Origin of the sequence: Metaclostridioides mangenotii (genome assembly GCF_017873185.1) — a bacterium.
GTDB classification, from domain to species: Bacteria; Bacillota; Clostridia; order Peptostreptococcales; family Peptostreptococcaceae; genus Metaclostridioides; species Metaclostridioides mangenotii.
Genome location: NZ_JAGGJX010000009.1, coordinates 1 through 17,057 on the forward strand (window position 1 = coordinate 1; position 17,057 = coordinate 17,057).

The window sequence follows — 17,057 nt, forward strand, 5'->3', positions numbered from 1 at the left end:
CAGATACTATCGTTATCTTTAATATCTGGCTTTATATGGTTTGTTTCTTGTTTTCTTATAAATTAACCTACTGTTTAATTTTCAATGTTCTTTTTATAATTACTGTGGTGGACCATCAGGGACTCGAACCCCAGACCTACCGGTTATGAGCCGGGCGCTCTAACCAACTGAGCTAATGGTCCAATAATTATGCTGGTGCCGAAGACCGGAATCGAACCGGTACGAGAGGTAAGTCCCGCAGGATTTTAAGTCCTGTGCGTCTGCCAATTCCGCCACTTCGGCATTAACTGGCTACGTCCTACTCTCCCAGGCAGTTTCCCACCAAGTACCATCAGCGCTAAAGAGCTTAACTTCTGTGTTCGGAATGGGAACAGGTGTATCCTCTTTGCTGTAGTAACCAGATTAATTATGGCTTATTCTTTTCTTAAGACAAGTATTATAGTATCATTTATTTTATTTATTGTCAATAATTTTTTAAAATAAATTTTTTCGAGATTTTAATTATCTCAAATACTTGAATTTTCAATAAAGTACCTACAATAATGTTTCTTAAAAACCTTCTGTATTTTTGGCACTCGTATATAATATCACCTGTAATATTTAAAGTCAATACTTTTTTAAATAAAAAAAATATCTAGACCGATATCATAGATAATCAGCCTAGATAAACCTTGGAATTTCAGTAGATTATTAGTTATTAATACTTAAATATTTTTGTATTCCTACATATATAGCCCATGCTATTTTTTCTTGGTACTCTTTATCCGTTAAAAGCTTGCTTTCTTTTTCATTGGATAAAAACCCGCATTCAATCAACATAGATGGTATTTGATTATCTTTTAATAGATAGATATCATCTCTAGGCTTTACTTCTCTATTATTTGTTTTATCAACTACTCTTTTCAATTCATCTTGAATACATTTAGATAGTTGCTTACTATCCTCCTTGTCTTTAGGGTAGAAAGTTTGAGCACCGTAATATTTAGATTGTTCAAATGCGTTTAGATGTATAGATACAAACATATCTGCTTTCGACTCTTCAATTATCTTTTTTCTATTTTTCAAATTCTCATTATACTTTTGTCTTATAGTTTTATTAGCTTCTTCTTTATATAAGCTACTGTCATCATCTCTTGTCAGTATAACTAACCCCCCACTAGATTCGATTAATTCTCTTAGCTTGAGTGTGATTGCTAAATTTACTTCTTTTTCATTTGTACTGTGATCTTTAGTTAAAGCTCCAGGATCTATGCCTCCGTGTCCTGCATCTAAAATTATAGTCTTTTTTGTTATAGGAGTATATTTCATGGCTTCTTCTGATACATTTTTTATTTCAAGTATAAATACAGAAGCCAAAACTAATAGAACCCCGCTAAAAATATAATACTTTATGTACTTCTTCACTATATCACCCCGTACATATATATTATATTTAAAGTAATAATATGAACTTTATTATATAGATAACATCATAAATCACATTAGCTACCTTATGGTTAACCCGATTTAAATGTAATTCATTATTTTTTTACCAAATCTACTTAAAGGTATAGGGATCTGCTTTATCGTATACTTTGTGGAAATCTAAACACATTATGTGGATCATACGTACATTTAACATCCAAAAGCTTATATTGATTATATCCATAGTACTCTTCCATATAATCGTAAAGCTCACTATAAGGAAAATTGACATACGAACCATAGGAAATACTACGTATAATGTTAGCCCTTCTGTCGATCCAGTCGAGGTTTCTTCCCTCGTATTTATTATCTTCCCATACTGTATCTAGCCATATTATATATTCTGATTTTCTATAATAAAATGCTGTATCAGTACTCTTCTTTCTTTTTATAGCTCCTCCCATTGCATACAATGATATTCCTGCATATATTGATCCAGCTGATCTATTCTGTATAAGATCTACTATTTCTGAAATTTCTTTATTGCTATACATATCTCCTACAAATCCGCTTACTGACTCAAACTTTTCATATGCTGGATAAGAGCTTTCAATTTGCTTTATTACATCTAAAAATGGAAGGTATTGAATATTTACCTGTACCCCTAGTATATTAGTAAGAGGCTTAATTAATCTTTTTGCTTCTTCTGGTGTTCCATAAAATATTCCTCTGCTAAAAACGGCCTTTCCCTCTGATTCCGAGTTATATATTCTTGCTCCAAGTGTAATTCTACTATCTAGTCCGACTAACCACTCCTGCCATACCTTTAAAAATTGGCATTGTAATTTAGAATTTGTATTCGGATAGTATAATTGTATAAATGTAACTTTATCTACCTTTTTAGGTAACTTAAATTTCATCGATACTATTATTCCAAAATTTCCTCCACCGCCTCCTCTTAATGCCCAGAAAAGATCGGGATTTATTTGACTGTTTGCAAGAGTCCTCCTACCGTTGTAGTCAATTAATACAGCTTCAACGAGGCTATCACAACCAAGACCCAAGTGTCGAGCTGAATAACCCCAACCCCCACCTAATACATATCCGCTTAGTCCTACTGATGGGCAACTTCCACCTGGAAATGGGTAGCCTCTAGAAGAAACAAACCTATATAGTTTCTCATTATTTACTCCCCCACCCACTACAAGGTATCCTTCTTCTTCATCCAACTTCAGTGTATTCAAATTACTCACATCTATAACTAATACATTATTTCCTGTAGAATACCCCGCATAATGATGCCTCCCATTTCTCACTCTGAAGCAAATATTATTTTCCTGACACCAGCAAACTGCGTTTACAACATCTTGATCACATTTGCAAAATACGATTGCAAGAGGAAATGTCTGTATTGCAAGGTTTCTTTCATGTCTTGCTTTTAAATAACCTTTATCACAATGAGTTACAACATTCCCGGTAAGTCCAGCAAAAAATCCGAAATTCATATCTATCACCTTTTCATATATTTATATTACAATATATGTTTTATAATTATTTTATTTCACTAATTTTTCATCCTATTTTAGGCTTAACATAATTCAAGATCGATTAAATGGCTGTATGTGTTAATTTTCCTAATCTTTTATCGTATTCGCAATTTATTTATTCCTTATAATATAAATAATATTTAAATGTTTTGGAGGTTTAATATATTAAAACGCATAATTAAAAACGGGATAGCATCTCTACAAATGCTATCCCGTAATTATATACATAAGATTTTATTTATCGTTCCAATCTATAAATACAACTGGTTTAATCAAATCCTTTGGTTTCTCTTCCATAAGTTTAAACGCATCTTCTATCTGATCAAATCCGTGGAAACGATGAGTTATAAGTTTAGAAGTATCTACCCTTTTATACTTAATCACATTAAGAAGTTTTTCCATTCTTACAGTACCGCCTGGAGCGAATCCGCAACGTATATCTTTATTGCTCATTCCAAGACCCCATAAGTAAGCAGGCATACTAAGTGTATCTTTTATATCAAAGAAGTTTACATTTGATATAACTCCACCTTCTTTAGTCATTGCTATAGCTTGAGGGAAAGTATTTTGATTACCCCCTGCTATTATAGTTGTATTAACTCCACCTGGTACTAGTCTTAATATTTGCTCAACTATATCTCCATCTTTATAGCTTATTACATCAGTTGCTCCATACTCTTTAGCTATTTTAACACAGTTTGGTCTAGTACCAACAACTATTATTCTTCCAGCACCACTAAGTTTTGCTCCTGCTACAGCCATAAGTCCAACAGGCCCTATTCCTATAACAACTACTGTATCTCCAAATCCAACTCTACCATTTTCTACTGCACTAAATCCTGTAGTCATCATATCTACTATCATAAGTGCTTCTTCTGGTGCAACACCTTCTGGCAATAATGCTAAGTTTGCATCTGCATCATTAACGTGAAAAAATTCAGCGAATACACCATCTTTAGAACTTAAAAATTTAAAACTCTTCATTAGACCCCAGTCATGAGCGTTGCTTACTTGCTCCTGAACTCCTGGAGCCATCCAGTCTGGTGTTGTACAAGGTACAACTACTATATCCCCTGGCTTAAAACGAGTAACTAATTCTCCTACTTCTACTACTTCCCCAATTGCCTCATGTCCTAATATTCTATCAAACTTTTCACCAGCACCACCATGTAATGCGTGTACATCAGACGTACAAGGTGCTACAACTGTAGGTCTTATTATTGCATCATATGGACCTGCAACTGGTTTTTCTTTATCTAACCAAGCAGCATTTCCTACTGAAGTCATTCCAAATCCTCTCATATCCATTCCTCCTTAATCCTAATTATTTAAAATATTTTTATTATTTTTAATTTAATATAACAATTGCATTCTATATCATATTTAACTATATATGACTAATACCATTTAATCCTCCTATTTAAACATTAGTATTCATTTTAGATATTTTTTTAAACAAATGTTAATTAATGATTTATTTATGACTTATCTCTTATAAAAATGCTTTTGTTTATTTAATCTACCTATCGAAAAGCACTTTATTAAACTTGATTTACTATGAAATTAGCGTTAAAATATTATCGATACAAGTTTTAAATACAAGCTTTACCAAAATTCTATGGAGGTGTTTTGTATATGTTTAGATTTACATTACCAAGAGATATTTACTATGGAAGTGGTTCAATTGAAAAGTTGAAAGAACTAAAGGGTAAAAAAGCAGTATTAGTACTAGGCGGAGGATCAATGAGAAGATTTGGCTTTGTAGATAAGGTGTTAGGATACCTTGCTGAAGCTGAAATTGAGACAAAGCTAATAGAAAATATAGAACCTGATCCATCTGTTGATACAGTAATGAACGGAAGCAAAGTTATGTTAGATTTCGAACCGGACTGGATTATTGCAATGGGAGGAGGATCACCAATAGATGCTGCAAAAGCTATGTGGGTCTTCTATGAATATCCAGATACGAACTTTGAAGAAATTACTCAACCATTCTCATTCCCAGAACTTAGACAAAAAGCTAAGTTTATCGCAATTCCATCAACATCTGGAACAGCTACGGAAGTAACAGCATTTTCAGTTATAACAGACTACAAAACTGAAATTAAATATCCGCTTGCAGACTTTAATATAACACCTGATATAGCAATCGTTGATTCGGACCTTGCAGAAACAATGCCAGCAAAATTAACTGCGCACACAGGTATGGACGCATTGACACATGCAATAGAAGCGTATGTTTCAACAATGGCAACAGCTTTTACAGATCCACTAGCATTAGAAGCGATAGAGATGGTAGATGAAAATGTAATAAATTCATACAAAGGCGATTCAAATGCACGTGAATTGATGCACTACGCTCAATGTATGGCTGGGATGGCATTTAGCAATGCTCTACTAGGTATCGTTCACTCTATGGCTCATAAGACAGGTGCAGTATTCCACATTCCACACGGATGTGCCAATGCAATATATTTACCATATGTAATTGACTATAATAAAAAAGAATGTGCCGATAGATATGTAAAAATCGCTAAGCGTCTTAATTTAAAAGGAAACAGTGATGATGAGTTAATAGATGCACTTACTGATAAAATTAAAGATCTAAATAAATCTATGGATATTCCAGCAACATTGAAAGATTACGGAATAGACGAAGCAAAATTCAAAGAAAAAGTTGAATTAATAAGTGAGCGTGCTCTTGAAGATGCTTGTACTGGTTCAAATCCTAGAAAAATAGATAAGGAAAATATGGTTAAGCTATTTAACAGCATATATTATGGAGAAAAGGTAGATTTTTAATATATAGATAGAAATAAATTCGAGTATATAGATTTTAAAAAAATGTGTAAAAGCCAATTGAGATTCTTATATCCCAGTTGGCTTTTTTGTATAATTCTTTAATTTTGAAATTTTAATTTAAATTATTCTTGTATATCTAACTAATCGGCTTTAAAATGTAAAAAAGTGACCAGAAAATGCAACAAAACGATAAATTATAGATAATCAGGCAATCAGATAGTATATTAATATCATGGAAGGAGGAATTATGAAAATAGATATTTTACTCGATAAACTTATGAGCAAAGAAGAATTAATAATCCAAGTTAATCCTGAAAATAGTGAACTAGCTCAAAATATAAAAGAACATCTTAATAAAGATCGCAAACTAACTGTTATTAATGCTAAAAATGATAGAAAACTTCAAGTAGACATTAATTCAGTATTAATCTTTCAATCTGAAGGCCATATGTGCTCTGTGAAAATGAAATCCGGAGAGCTATATTTAATTAACAAACGCCTTAAAGAATTGGAAAAACTCAACGAAAGTAATTTAGCGAAGATCAATAACCAAACTATTATTAATTTAGATGAAATAGAGGAATTTTCTTCTGCATCAAACGCAAGATTAGAAGTATTGCTAAGCGATCGAACGTCTTATTTTATAAGTAGAAATTATGTAAAAATAATTAAGGAGAGATTATCATGGTAAAACAACTTAAATCAAATTTTTTTCAAACTTTTTCTATAACATTTGTATGGATTTTAGGATTAATATCTATGTTTTTAAAAAATCTTACATTAACGCTTCCATATATTTGGAATTTAATAGGTATAAGCACAATATTTGCAATAATTTTCGGACTTATGTATCCAATATTATGGAATTTTTCTTCAATGAAAGTTCTTGGCAAAATTATTATTTCTTCAGTAATTAATATTTCTGGTGGAGTTGCATCAGTTTGGCTATTTTCTACTAATATGTTTGAAATTATTAAGCCTTGGATATTAATAATGATAATTATTACATTATTAGCTCATATAATTGTATTTTACTTTTATTCAAATTGGGAAAATCAGAAAAATTCTGATGAGTTAAATAAGCTTTTAAAAAAGTAACTCATTAGAAGTTTTAAAACTATAGTCTACCGAAATTAAGAAGCTCAGAATACAGCTTTATTCTGAGCTTCTTTTTTATCTTAATTTCCATAACTCATCATCTAAAAATTATAAACCCTTAGAGATAATACATATATATCAAAACCTACTAACTATTTCTGAGGTAATGATTTTATAAGATTGACCATCTCTATTGCCGCTGTTGCACTTTCAAAACCTTTATTTCCAGCTTTTGAGCCTGCTCTTTCAATTGCTTGTTCAATATTCTCGGTTGTAAGTACTCCAAATAATACTGGAATATCGCTCTTTAAAGATACATTCGCAATTCCTTTAGATACTTCGCTGCAAACATAGTCGTAATGGGTTGTAGATCCTCTAATTACTGCTCCTAAGCATATTACTGCATCATACATACCTGATTTAGCCATTTTCCCAGCTATCAATGGTATTTCAAATGCACCAGGAACCCAAGCTAAAGATATATCTTCTTCCTTTACATCATGTCGTCTCAATCCATCCAGTGCCCCTTCAATAAGCTTTCCAACAATAAACTCATTGAATCTGGCCGCTACAATACCAATTTTAATACTCTTATCTGCAACCAATCTTCCTTCATAAACGTTCATATTCATACCTCCTATTTTTATTTTTATTTATAAGTCTCTAAAATATGACCCATCTTTTCTTTTTTAACATACATGTAAAATTCGCAGTCTTTTTTATGTACAGTCTCTATAGGAACCCTCTCTACTATTTCAATTCCATACTTTTCTATTCCAGATATCTTATCAGGGTTGTTTGTTAAAAGTTTTAATTTATCTATATTCAAATCAAGTAGCATTTCAGCCCCCACAGAATAATCTCTTAAATCAGCTGGAAATCCCAAAGCTAAATTAGCTTCGACAGTATCAAGACCTTCATCTTGAAGAGAATAAGCTTTAAGTTTATTAATTAGCCCTATCCCCCTTCCTTCTTGTCTTAAATATATTAGAGCCCCTCTTCCTTCATCTGCAATAGCCTTCATAGCAGCATTATACTGATCGCCACAATCACATTTTGAGCTACCTAAGGCATCTCCAGTTAAACACTCTGAATGGACTCTAACAAGAACAGGTTCTCCATTACCTACATCTCCCATAACCAATGCTATATGATGCTCTCCATTTTCTTTATTTACATATCCATGTATATCAAATTTTCCGTATTTCGTAGGCATATTTGCTTTTACTACATGCTCCATTTTTTTGACTTCAAATTGCACATTATTTTTTTCCTTATCTGATCTTCTATATTCACATTTATCTTCTTTATCCTTATTTTCAGCTATACTGATGTTTTGTCCTGTGTTCATAATCTAATCACCACTTTACAAATATTTCATTTCTATACTTAGCAACTTATTTATTCGTCGATTATTTTTACTAACATCTTTGCTATATATTTACAAATTGTTGTTTTTTCTGTACTCGATCAAATCCTTTATAGTTACAAAAGTTAAACCATGTTCTTTAGAAAACTCTTTTAGTTCTTCGGTTCTCATCATAGTTCCATCTTCCCTCATGATCTCGCAGCATATGCCTATCTCTTTTAATCCTGCGATCTTTACGAAATCCACAGTCGCTTCCGTATGACCATTTCTCTCTATAACACCGCCATCCTTTGCTTTTAGTGGAAACATATGACCTGGTCTTCTGAAATCTTCAGGCTTTGCATCTCCTAAAGTACTCTTTACGGCTGTTACTGATCTCTCAAGCGCCGAAATTCCCGTAGTTGTATCTACATGATCTATAGATACTGTAAAAGCAGTTTCATGATTATCGGTATTTTTATCAACCATTTGTGGTAGTCCTAGCTTTTCTGTCATTCTCTCACTCATAGGCATACATATCAAACCCTTCGCGTGCGAAGCCATAAAATTTATTACTTCACATGTAGCAAACTCAGCTGCACAAATTAGATCCCCTTCGTTCTCTCGATCTGGATCATCAGTCACAACTATCATCTTACCCGATTTAATATCTTCAATCGCTTCTTCTATTGTTCCAAACACAGACATATCTCAACCTCCAAAATTATCTATTTTTATTTAAATTAAAAACCATTCATTCTTAAAAAACCTTCATCTATTTTTGTTTTTTCACAATTCCCACTTTGCTTTGCGTCCGAGCTACTTTCAAATCCAATCAACTTTTCTATGTGTTTACCTACAACATCGCACTCTAAATTGACATTATTTCCTACGCTCTTATCAAGAAGTGTTGTTTGATTTATAGTGTGCGGTATTATCGACACTTTAAAACACTCCATATCAATATGGGCTATTGTTAAACTTATTCCATCAATGGCAATTGAACCTTTATGAACTATATATTTAAGTATATTTTTATCAGTCTTTATCGTTATCCACACAGCGTTTCCATCTTCTTCTCGTCCCGTTATTGTTCCAACTCCATCAATATGACCTGAGACTATATGTCCACCAAATCTCCCATTAATAGGCATTGCCCTCTCTAAATTCACTTTCTCTCCCTGCTTTAGTAGATTTAGAGTACTTCTAGCCAATGTTTCTGACATAACATCTGCTGCAAATGTCGTCGTTGATATATCTTCTGCTGTAAGACATATTCCATTTACTGCAATACTATCGCCGAGTTTTATATCAGTTAATACTTTTTTGGCTTTGATAGTAAGTTTAAAAGAAGATCTGCTTTTAACTATACTTTTTATAGTTCCTATTTCCTCGACTATACCTGTAAACATAGTTTCCTCCTTGCCTACACAATTTTTACTTATTTGTACAATTTGCATATTTATTTAATAAATTTACCTCTAAGTCAAAACATCGTATTCAATTAATATATCCTCATCAAACATAGTTGTTTTTCTGTATTTCAACTTAAAAGCATTTTCAATATCTGATACCCCTTCTCCACCTATTGCTGATATACTCCTAGATCCTCCGAAAATCTTAGGAGCTATATATACATGTAATCTATCTACTAAACCACTTTCAAGAGCACTATAATTTAGTGTTGAGCCTCCCTCAAGCAAAATACTATCTATTTTCAGATCCCAAAGCTTTTTCATAAGATCATTTAAATCCAATCTCTCATTCAATTTTGGTACAGTTACAATTTCAACTCCAAGATTTTCTAAAATTTGTCTCTTATTTTGATCTTCGCTTGTAGTTGCAACTACTGTCTTTATATCTTTAGCAGTTTTTACAATATCAGAACTTATGGGCAATTTAAGTTGACTGTCACAAATTATTCTAATAGGGTTTTTACCATCTAGAGTTCTACATGTTAAAAGTGGATTGTCTTTCAAAACTGTTCCTATTCCAACCATTATAGCTGATAGGTCATTTCTGGTTTTATGTACGTTTTCTCTAGATTTTTCAGTAGTTATCCACTTTGATTCCCCTGTGACTGTTGCAATTTTGCCATCTACTGTCATGCCGTATTTCATAACCACAAACGGTTTATGCACCCTGTTAGAGTAAAAAAACACTTCATTTAGCTCATCACATTTTTCTCTCAGCACGCCTAACTCAACTTTTATACCATGTTTTTGTAGCTTTTCTATTCCCTGTCCGTTTACCAGAGGATTGTTGTCTACAGATCCAACCACAACTCTTTTTATTCCACTTTTTATTATTGCATCCGTGCATGGAGGTGTATTACCGTAATGGCAACAAGGTTCTAAGGTCACATAAATTGTTGAACCATAAAGATCATTTGAACAACTACTAATAGCATTTACCTCAGCGTGTAGGCCTCCATACTCTTTATGGTAACCAGAGCCTATTATTTCACTGTCTTTTACAATAACTGCGCCTACCATTGGATTTGGACTTACCTTTCCAGCTCCTTTTTTAGCTAATTCCAGTGCTTTTTTCATATAAAACAAATCTTCAACCATAAGTACCTCCTAACCTGATACTAAAATAAATTAAAAAACGCCTCAAAATAAGGGCGTTTTCATAGATATCTTAAATAAAAAAGCTCTGGAATAAAAATTCCAGAGCGTTATTATCTTATTAAAATAAATTACAGTAAATCGTTTAATACTAAATACACAAAAAGTATCCAGTATTAATAACAATTACTTAATATATCGCTTTACATAATTTATCTTAACTATTCTTCTTTCATCCAGACTATACTGTCGGCTTCGGAATCACACCGAATCATGCCATATGGCGCGTGGGCTATAACCACCGGTGGGGAATTACACCCCGCCCTGAAGAGTTTTTAATTTTAAAATCAGTATATATCCTAAATAGATAAATGTCAATAAGAGTTGTAAGTTTTAATTATTTTGATATAAATTTTATAGTTTATTATATACGATTTTTATTTATAATCTTTTTAAAAAAGCTTCTCAATCCTTTTTATCAGAAAAGTTATCCACATTGTTCACAGTTAATACACTAAAATATGCACATGCGATATATAAGTTATTTTAGACTTTTAAACACTATGTAACCTATCCAAAGCATCGTCTATATTTTCGACAAAGAAAATTTGTTTCCCATGATTACATTCATATATAAAATCTTTTAAGCTTTTGCTTTTGTATACGCTAAAATCGCCTACTACTGCGACTTTCACGCTATAATTAGTATACTTTTGAAGTATTTCTCCTGCAAGTCCAGTTTTTAAATCAAAAAATTCTTTGACAATATTCTCTTTTTTTATTACAAATTTTTGGCACTCATAATTGTAACTTATTGATGCCATAATATCCATTGCATCACCCACGTTTTTTATACACTTATCCACATTGTCCACAATTACTACTTTAGATTTATCTCTTTTATCTACTATAAATTCCATATAATCTTTATCCTTTTATTTTAACTATTTTTTATATAACACATACCATTTTCTAAAACTTATCTACCCTCTTAAATCTGCAATAATTCTAGCCGGCTTCAAAAACAAATCTAAACCATCTCCAATACATCCTACACATATATCAGCCACAGCTAATAAAGGAGCATAGATGCCCTCCTTTCCAACAACAGCTATAGATAGCTCTGATTCCATAAACATTAAGGCATCATTTCGTCCATTTCCTATACACGCGCAAACACCGCTACCTAGATTTTTTACAATATCTAATTTAGAGTTTGCTGCACATTCTCCAAGGAATGTCTTTATTGTAATTGGCAATCCCTCACATCGCTTTTCAGCATCACCATGTGTATCAGCAGTCAATATATAAATATTGAACTCTTCCGATAATTTTATCAATTTTTCTTTAATATCTTCAGGTATCGAACCATCAATTGCAACTGTTCCATTGTAATCCAATACTAAGTTTCTGATTTCTAGTGTTTTATATCCAGGAATTTCGATTTTCATATTTTTCCCCTCTACATATACTTAATATATTCTCGCGCCAAATCCGTCTTTGGTTCTTCAAAGAACATTTCTTTATCACTTACTTCGATAATTTTGCCTTTTTCCATAAATACGACTTGATCTGCAATTCTCTTTGCCTGTGCAAGATTGTGAGTTACTATAACTATTGAATAATCATCTTTAAGTTCCAATAACATGTTCTCAATCGCTATTGTATTTTTCATATCTAGGGCAGAACATGGTTCATCTAAAAGCAGCACTTCTGGCTCCACGCATAGACTTCTTGCAATAGCGAGCCTCTGCTGCTGTCCTCCAGATAATCTATTTGCAGGCATCATTAAATTCGCTTTAACTTCATCGTATAACTTTGCTACTTCCAAGTAATACTGTGTACGCTTTTGAACTTCTTGTTTACTTATATTAAAATGATAATTTAGAACATACGTAATATTTTTTTCAATACTGTAAGGAAATACTATAGGTTGTTGAAATACCAACCCTATATTTTTTCTAAGCTCCTCTTTTGGGATATCTGATGTATCTCTGCCATCTAATAAAATTTTTCCTTCGATCTTACCTCCATCTTCTTCTATAATTCGATTTATAGATTTGAGAAGAGTTGATTTACCACACCCAGATTGACCTACAACAGCTGTAATTTTCTTTGTTGGTATGTATAAAGATACATCGCTTAGAATTTGTTTCTCTCCATAGCCTACACCTAATTGTTCGATTTCTATATTCATAATTAATCCACCTTGTTCTTTCTAGACTTCCACTGCGCACCCTCTCTCAAACTTCCAATTCCTCTACAGATCAGGTGTATAAAGAGCAATAATATCATCAGTACAAATGCAGTTCCATAGGCGTATTCAAAAGAGGCTCCATCCGTGACTAACATGTATAAATGGTATGGAAGTGACATAAATGGTTTATTGAACTCCACTGGCATTGAAGATATCATAACTGCTCCTGTATACATTATAGGAGCTACTGCACCCATACCATATGCCATTCCAAGTGCTACAGCACTTATCAATTCTACAAAGCAAGATGGCAATATAACATTTAAAATTGTGTGCTCTTTTGAGATCCCTAAACATAAAGATTCATACATATACCTTGTCTCATTTTCTCTGAATACTTTTTGTACTCTTATAGCGACAAATGGTAGTATCATTACTGAAACTGTTATCCCTGCACTCAAAAGGCTTCTACCCATTCCGAATTTATAGACCAGTAATGTATATCCTACCAATCCAAAAATAATGGACGGAATTCCAGATAAAAAAGATACTGAAGCTCTAATTAAATTGGACAGTACACCCTTTGAAGCATAGAATGTTATATAAATTGCAGTCAAGATTCCAAATACACCACCTATTAAAGCAGAGAATGCTCCTAAAGAAATCGATCCTATAAGCGCTGGATATATCCCTCCCGCTGTACCAATAGGCATGCCCGATGGTGAATCTAGAATAAATGAGAGATTAACAACATCTTTTCCACGCCAAAATATATATCTAAATACAAGGAAAACTGCGCTTAGTGCTGATATACCAAGCGAAAATAATATAACTCTAACTACTATCTTACTAAATACTCTCTTCATCTATACGTAACCTCCTCTTAAATATATATCCTGTTCCAAACACAACTATTAGGATAATTATTAACACAAAATTGGCTGCGTATAGAGCCGACAGATGAAGACTTCCATATCCAACACTCCCCATCTCAAGTGCTGTAAGCGAAGGTATTGTCTGAGCTCGTCCAAATAATTTTGGATAAATCGGTGAATTTCCTATTACCATCATCACTGCCATGGTTTCGCCAAGTCCACGCCCAAATGCCATCATTATTGATGTTACGATACTAGTCTTCATAGACGGCAATAATATTTTTACAATAAATACCTCTTTAGAGAACCCTAAAGATAGTGCTGTAAGTTCGTATTTTTTCCTGGATGCCTCAATGGACTCACTGCAAGTCGATACTACAAATGGCAACAACATAATAGCTAGAAGTATCCCAGCTGCAAGTACACATTCACCCGATGTCATCCTCAAATCATTCTCAAAGAACTTAATCAGTGCTGATAAGCCTATAAATCCAAAAATTACAGAAGGGATACCAGCGATTAAATCAATAAATGAAAGGCACATATTTGATATTTTCTTAGCGGTATAAAAATTTAAAAATAATGCACATCCTATACCAAAAATTACCGCTATAGAAACAGCTATAGCTGGAACATAAATTGTTCCTGCAATTGCAGCCATAATACTGTATGATGGATTGTTGCTAAGGGGTCTCCATTCAGCATTTATATCAAAAAGTTCAAGCCCAATTTGCGAAAATGCCGGATAGCTCTCTTGAAATATATGACCTACCATAAGTATCATAAGAAAAAACGTAGATACGGCTCCAGCAAATACTACTGTTTTAAAAATAATTTTAACTGCTTTATTCACAGTTATTCCCCCTTTAAAGAATAAAACCTCCCATAACTAAATATGTCAGATAAACATGCAAAATCGGTAGGCAATCAGGTATCAATGAGCTCGATATAGCCAGCTGACTTTCATACTGGTCGATTCGAATTGATATCATATTACCTACCGTGTTTTACTACATCCATATTTTTATATTGAGACGCCTTCTTGTAATCAAATTACTTCATAGGGATGAATCCCATCTCTTTTACTACAGCTTGTCCTTCTTCTCCAAGTACGACATCAAGGAATGCTTGTTGTTCATCTGTTGCTTTTCCCGATCCAACTAAAAGTAAAGGTCTCTGAATTATGTACGAACCATCTAAAATATTAGCTTCATTAGCTTCTACTCCATCTACTTTAAGTACTTTTATCTTACCTCCGTTTTGGTTCGCAACACCGTAAGATGCGTAACCAATAGCGTATTTGTTATCTATAATTTTTTCAACTAATCCGCCCATTGTTGGAGCTTGAATAGCTTCTGATGTTACATCTGTATCCCCCATTATATTCTTTTGGAATACTTCATGAGCTCCACCACTTATATCTCTAGTTATTACAACTATCTTCTCTGCTGGAAGGGAAGCGTCAAGATCCTTCCAAGTTTTGAATTCTCCGGAGAATATTTTAACTATTTGATCTTTAGTAAGGTTGTCTAAAACACCTGTTACTGGGTTTTCTGGATTAACTGCTAGTGTTAAAGCATCAATCCCAACTTGGTACTCTTTTTCGTCTTTAATTGCCTTTTTCTCTTCGTCTTTCACTTCTCTAGCTACCATACCGAATGTAGTAGTTCCATCAATTATTGCCTTTGTACCCTGACCAGATCCACCTGCCGCTACATATATTGATATAGCTTCCTCTGGGAATTTTGAATCAACTTTATCCCACGTTCCGTGCTCCTCGTTGAAGTTGGTTGCAATTGTAGTTATTACTGGTGCTAAAGTTGAAGATCCATTAAAGTAAATTTGACTTGATGATACCGGTGCTTTTTTATTTTCTTCTTTAGAATCTGTCGATTTGTCAGGACTTGAACATCCGATAGCAAGTCCCGCAACCATCATCAAGGTCATACATAAAGCTAACAATCTTTTTTTCATAATATTGCTCTCCTTTTCCCTAAATATGTAAATTTTTGTCTTCTTCTCAATTATATCTAGAGGCTACATTAACTTCAAATTAGTATTATCTATTTAATTCATTTTATATATAGTTTTTATCTATGACACATTTAAATATTAATTTATCTAAATGTTAATCTCATTATTTATACATCTGAGTAGCAAAACATAACCTACAATATTAGATTTACTAAAAAAGTTTCTGCATAAATAAAAAATCCCAATGGAATAAATTTTCCATTGGGATCTTGAATATATCGTATATAACTATCTTTTTGAGAACTGTGGAGCTCTTCTCGCTGCTTTCAGTCCGTATTTCTTTCTTTCTTTCATTCTAGCATCTCTAGTTAAGAATCCTTCTTTCTTTAAAGCAGGTCTTAAATCAGTGTCAGCTTTTAGTAATGCTCTTGATATTCCGTGTCTTATAGCTCCAGCTTGTCCAGTGAATCCTCCACCTTCAACTTTTACTATAACATCGTATTTATTTTCATTACCAGTTAATACTAATGGTTGCTTAACATCTCTTATTAGTGTTTCGTAATCGAAATAGTTACTTAAATCTCTTCCGTTTACTGTTATGTTTCCTTCACCTGCAACTAGTCTAACTCTAGCTGTAGAATGTTTTCTTCTTCCTGTTCCATAATATTGAACGTTCGCCATGATAACTCCTCCTTTCACCGATTAACCTTATTTAAAGTCTATAACTTCTGGATTTTGAGCTGCGTGAGTGTGTTCTGCACCAGCAAATACTCTTAATCTAGTCATCATTCTGCTTCTTAATTTATTTTTAGGTAACATTCCGCTTACTGCGTGTGCTACTACTTCTTCTGGTTTAGTTTCCATCATATGTTTGTAAGATATTTCTTTTAATCCACCTACATAACCTGTATGATATCTGTACATTTTTTGATCTAATTTCTTTCCTGTTAATACTACTTTATCAGCATTTATTACAACAACAAAGTCTCCACCATCTACATGAGGAGTAAATGTTGGTTTGTGCTTTCCTCTTAATAAAGTAGCTATTTCTGTAGCCATACGGCCTAATGTTTTTCCTTTAGCATCAACTAAGTACCAATTTCTTTGTACATCAGCTGGCTTATCTATATAACTTTTCATCGTTATCCTCCTCAGCTCTTTTTCCTTAAAATTATTGTTCCGTCTATGTCAAGTCCGGGGCAAGTGGACTTATTAACACATGCTTATATATTTTAATACACT

The 17,057-nt window shown here is 33.0% G+C and carries 18 protein-coding genes, 2 tRNA genes, 1 rRNA gene, 1 pseudogene and 1 riboswitch; of the genes and pseudogenes, 3 read left to right on the plus strand and 19 right to left on the minus strand.

Features of this window, described 5'->3' with window-relative positions; all coding sequences use genetic code 11:
* Window positions 1-105 precede the first annotated feature (105 nt).
* The 6 genes from J2Z43_RS14040 to J2Z43_RS14065 form a co-directional block, all read right to left on the minus strand.
* Window positions 106-182: transfer RNA gene (locus J2Z43_RS14040), tRNA-Ile, on the minus strand.
* An 11-nt stretch (window positions 183-193) separates the two neighbouring features.
* Window positions 194-282, minus strand: a tRNA-Leu gene (locus tag J2Z43_RS14045).
* Between the two features lie 3 nt (window positions 283-285).
* Window positions 286-402 (minus strand): 5S ribosomal RNA (rrf, locus tag J2Z43_RS14050).
* A gap of 288 nt (window positions 403-690) precedes the next feature.
* Window positions 691-1,404 carry an N-acetylmuramoyl-L-alanine amidase CwlD gene (gene cwlD, locus J2Z43_RS14055; RefSeq protein ID WP_051599151.1) on the minus strand — a complete coding sequence of 238 codons (714 nt, stop codon included), beginning with the start codon at window positions 1,402-1,404 and terminating at the stop codon, window positions 691-693.
* Between the two features lie 158 nt (window positions 1,405-1,562).
* A complete protein-coding gene (locus J2Z43_RS14060; protein WP_209457740.1) occupies window positions 1,563-2,909 on the minus strand; it encodes an FAD-binding oxidoreductase in 1,347 nt (448 codons plus the stop codon).
* 276 nt (window positions 2,910-3,185) lie between these two features.
* Window positions 3,186-4,253 carry a zinc-binding dehydrogenase gene (locus tag J2Z43_RS14065; protein WP_209457741.1) on the minus strand — a complete coding sequence of 356 codons (1,068 nt, stop codon included), beginning with the start codon at window positions 4,251-4,253 and terminating at the stop codon, window positions 3,186-3,188.
* Between the two features lie 333 nt (window positions 4,254-4,586).
* On the opposite strand from J2Z43_RS14065, the gene J2Z43_RS14070 reads away from it, so the two are divergent.
* From J2Z43_RS14070 to J2Z43_RS14080, 3 genes are all read left to right on the plus strand, one after another.
* Window positions 4,587-5,753 (plus strand): iron-containing alcohol dehydrogenase, encoded by a 1,167-nt coding sequence (locus tag J2Z43_RS14070; RefSeq protein WP_209457742.1) that lies wholly within the window; start codon window positions 4,587-4,589, stop codon window positions 5,751-5,753.
* A 247-nt stretch (window positions 5,754-6,000) separates the two neighbouring features.
* On the plus strand, window positions 6,001-6,444 hold the full coding sequence (locus J2Z43_RS14075; RefSeq protein WP_209457743.1) for a LytTR family DNA-binding domain-containing protein: 444 nt from the start codon (window positions 6,001-6,003) through the stop codon (window positions 6,442-6,444).
* On the plus strand, window positions 6,438-6,851 hold the full coding sequence (locus J2Z43_RS14080) for a hypothetical protein (RefSeq protein WP_209457744.1): 414 nt from the start codon (window positions 6,438-6,440) through the stop codon (window positions 6,849-6,851). Before J2Z43_RS14075 ends, J2Z43_RS14080 begins: the two co-directional genes overlap by 7 nt.
* A 152-nt stretch (window positions 6,852-7,003) precedes the next feature.
* On the opposite strand, the gene ribH is transcribed toward J2Z43_RS14080, so the two are convergent.
* The 13 genes and pseudogenes from ribH to rplM form a co-directional block, all read right to left on the minus strand.
* Window positions 7,004-7,477 (minus strand): 6,7-dimethyl-8-ribityllumazine synthase, encoded by a 474-nt coding sequence (gene ribH, locus J2Z43_RS14085; protein ID WP_027700883.1) that lies wholly within the window; start codon window positions 7,475-7,477, stop codon window positions 7,004-7,006.
* Window positions 7,478-7,500: 23 nt separating this feature from the next.
* Window positions 7,501-8,202: a GTP cyclohydrolase II gene (gene ribA, locus J2Z43_RS14090; protein WP_209457745.1), complete on the minus strand. Its 702-nt coding sequence runs from the start codon at window positions 8,200-8,202 to the stop codon at window positions 7,501-7,503.
* A 96-nt stretch (window positions 8,203-8,298) separates the two neighbouring features.
* A pseudogene (gene ribB, locus J2Z43_RS14095) lies at window positions 8,299-8,907 on the minus strand (3,4-dihydroxy-2-butanone-4-phosphate synthase); the annotation flags it as partial.
* A 35-nt stretch (window positions 8,908-8,942) separates the two neighbouring features.
* Window positions 8,943-9,611, minus strand: coding sequence for a riboflavin synthase (ribE, locus tag J2Z43_RS14100; RefSeq protein WP_209457747.1), 669 nt, complete (start codon window positions 9,609-9,611; stop codon window positions 8,943-8,945).
* A gap of 69 nt (window positions 9,612-9,680) precedes the next feature.
* Window positions 9,681-10,772 carry a bifunctional diaminohydroxyphosphoribosylaminopyrimidine deaminase/5-amino-6-(5-phosphoribosylamino)uracil reductase RibD gene (gene ribD, locus J2Z43_RS14105; protein WP_209457748.1) on the minus strand — a complete coding sequence of 364 codons (1,092 nt, stop codon included), beginning with the start codon at window positions 10,770-10,772 and terminating at the stop codon, window positions 9,681-9,683.
* A 217-nt stretch (window positions 10,773-10,989) separates the two neighbouring features.
* Window positions 10,990-11,105: riboswitch (FMN riboswitch) on the minus strand.
* Between the two features lie 218 nt (window positions 11,106-11,323).
* Window positions 11,324-11,689, minus strand: a complete 366-nt coding sequence (locus J2Z43_RS14110; protein ID WP_209457749.1) for a DUF4180 domain-containing protein — start codon at window positions 11,687-11,689, stop codon at window positions 11,324-11,326.
* A 63-nt stretch (window positions 11,690-11,752) separates the two neighbouring features.
* Window positions 11,753-12,220, minus strand: coding sequence for an HAD family hydrolase (locus J2Z43_RS14115; protein ID WP_209457750.1), 468 nt, complete (start codon window positions 12,218-12,220; stop codon window positions 11,753-11,755).
* Between the two features lie 11 nt (window positions 12,221-12,231).
* The gene (locus J2Z43_RS14120; RefSeq protein ID WP_209457751.1) at window positions 12,232-12,966 is read right to left on the minus strand and encodes a phosphate ABC transporter ATP-binding protein; all 735 of its coding nucleotides are present in this window, start codon (window positions 12,964-12,966) and stop codon (window positions 12,232-12,234) included.
* 2 nt (window positions 12,967-12,968) lie between these two features.
* Window positions 12,969-13,832 carry a PstA family ABC transporter permease gene (locus tag J2Z43_RS14125; protein ID WP_209457752.1) on the minus strand — a complete coding sequence of 288 codons (864 nt, stop codon included), beginning with the start codon at window positions 13,830-13,832 and terminating at the stop codon, window positions 12,969-12,971.
* A complete protein-coding gene (pstC, locus tag J2Z43_RS14130) occupies window positions 13,816-14,694 on the minus strand; it encodes a phosphate ABC transporter permease subunit PstC (protein ID WP_209457753.1) in 879 nt (292 codons plus the stop codon). The genes J2Z43_RS14125 and pstC overlap by 17 nt, the downstream gene beginning before the upstream one ends.
* Before the next feature lie 200 nt (window positions 14,695-14,894).
* Window positions 14,895-15,815 (minus strand): phosphate ABC transporter substrate-binding protein, encoded by a 921-nt coding sequence (locus J2Z43_RS14135; RefSeq protein ID WP_209457754.1) that lies wholly within the window; start codon window positions 15,813-15,815, stop codon window positions 14,895-14,897.
* A gap of 288 nt (window positions 15,816-16,103) precedes the next feature.
* Window positions 16,104-16,496 (minus strand): 30S ribosomal protein S9, encoded by a 393-nt coding sequence (gene rpsI, locus J2Z43_RS14140; RefSeq protein ID WP_027700873.1) that lies wholly within the window; start codon window positions 16,494-16,496, stop codon window positions 16,104-16,106.
* Between the two features lie 27 nt (window positions 16,497-16,523).
* Entirely contained in the window at window positions 16,524-16,955 is a 432-nt protein-coding gene (rplM, locus tag J2Z43_RS14145) for a 50S ribosomal protein L13 (protein ID WP_027700872.1), read from the minus strand.
* Window positions 16,956-17,057 lie beyond the last annotated feature (102 nt).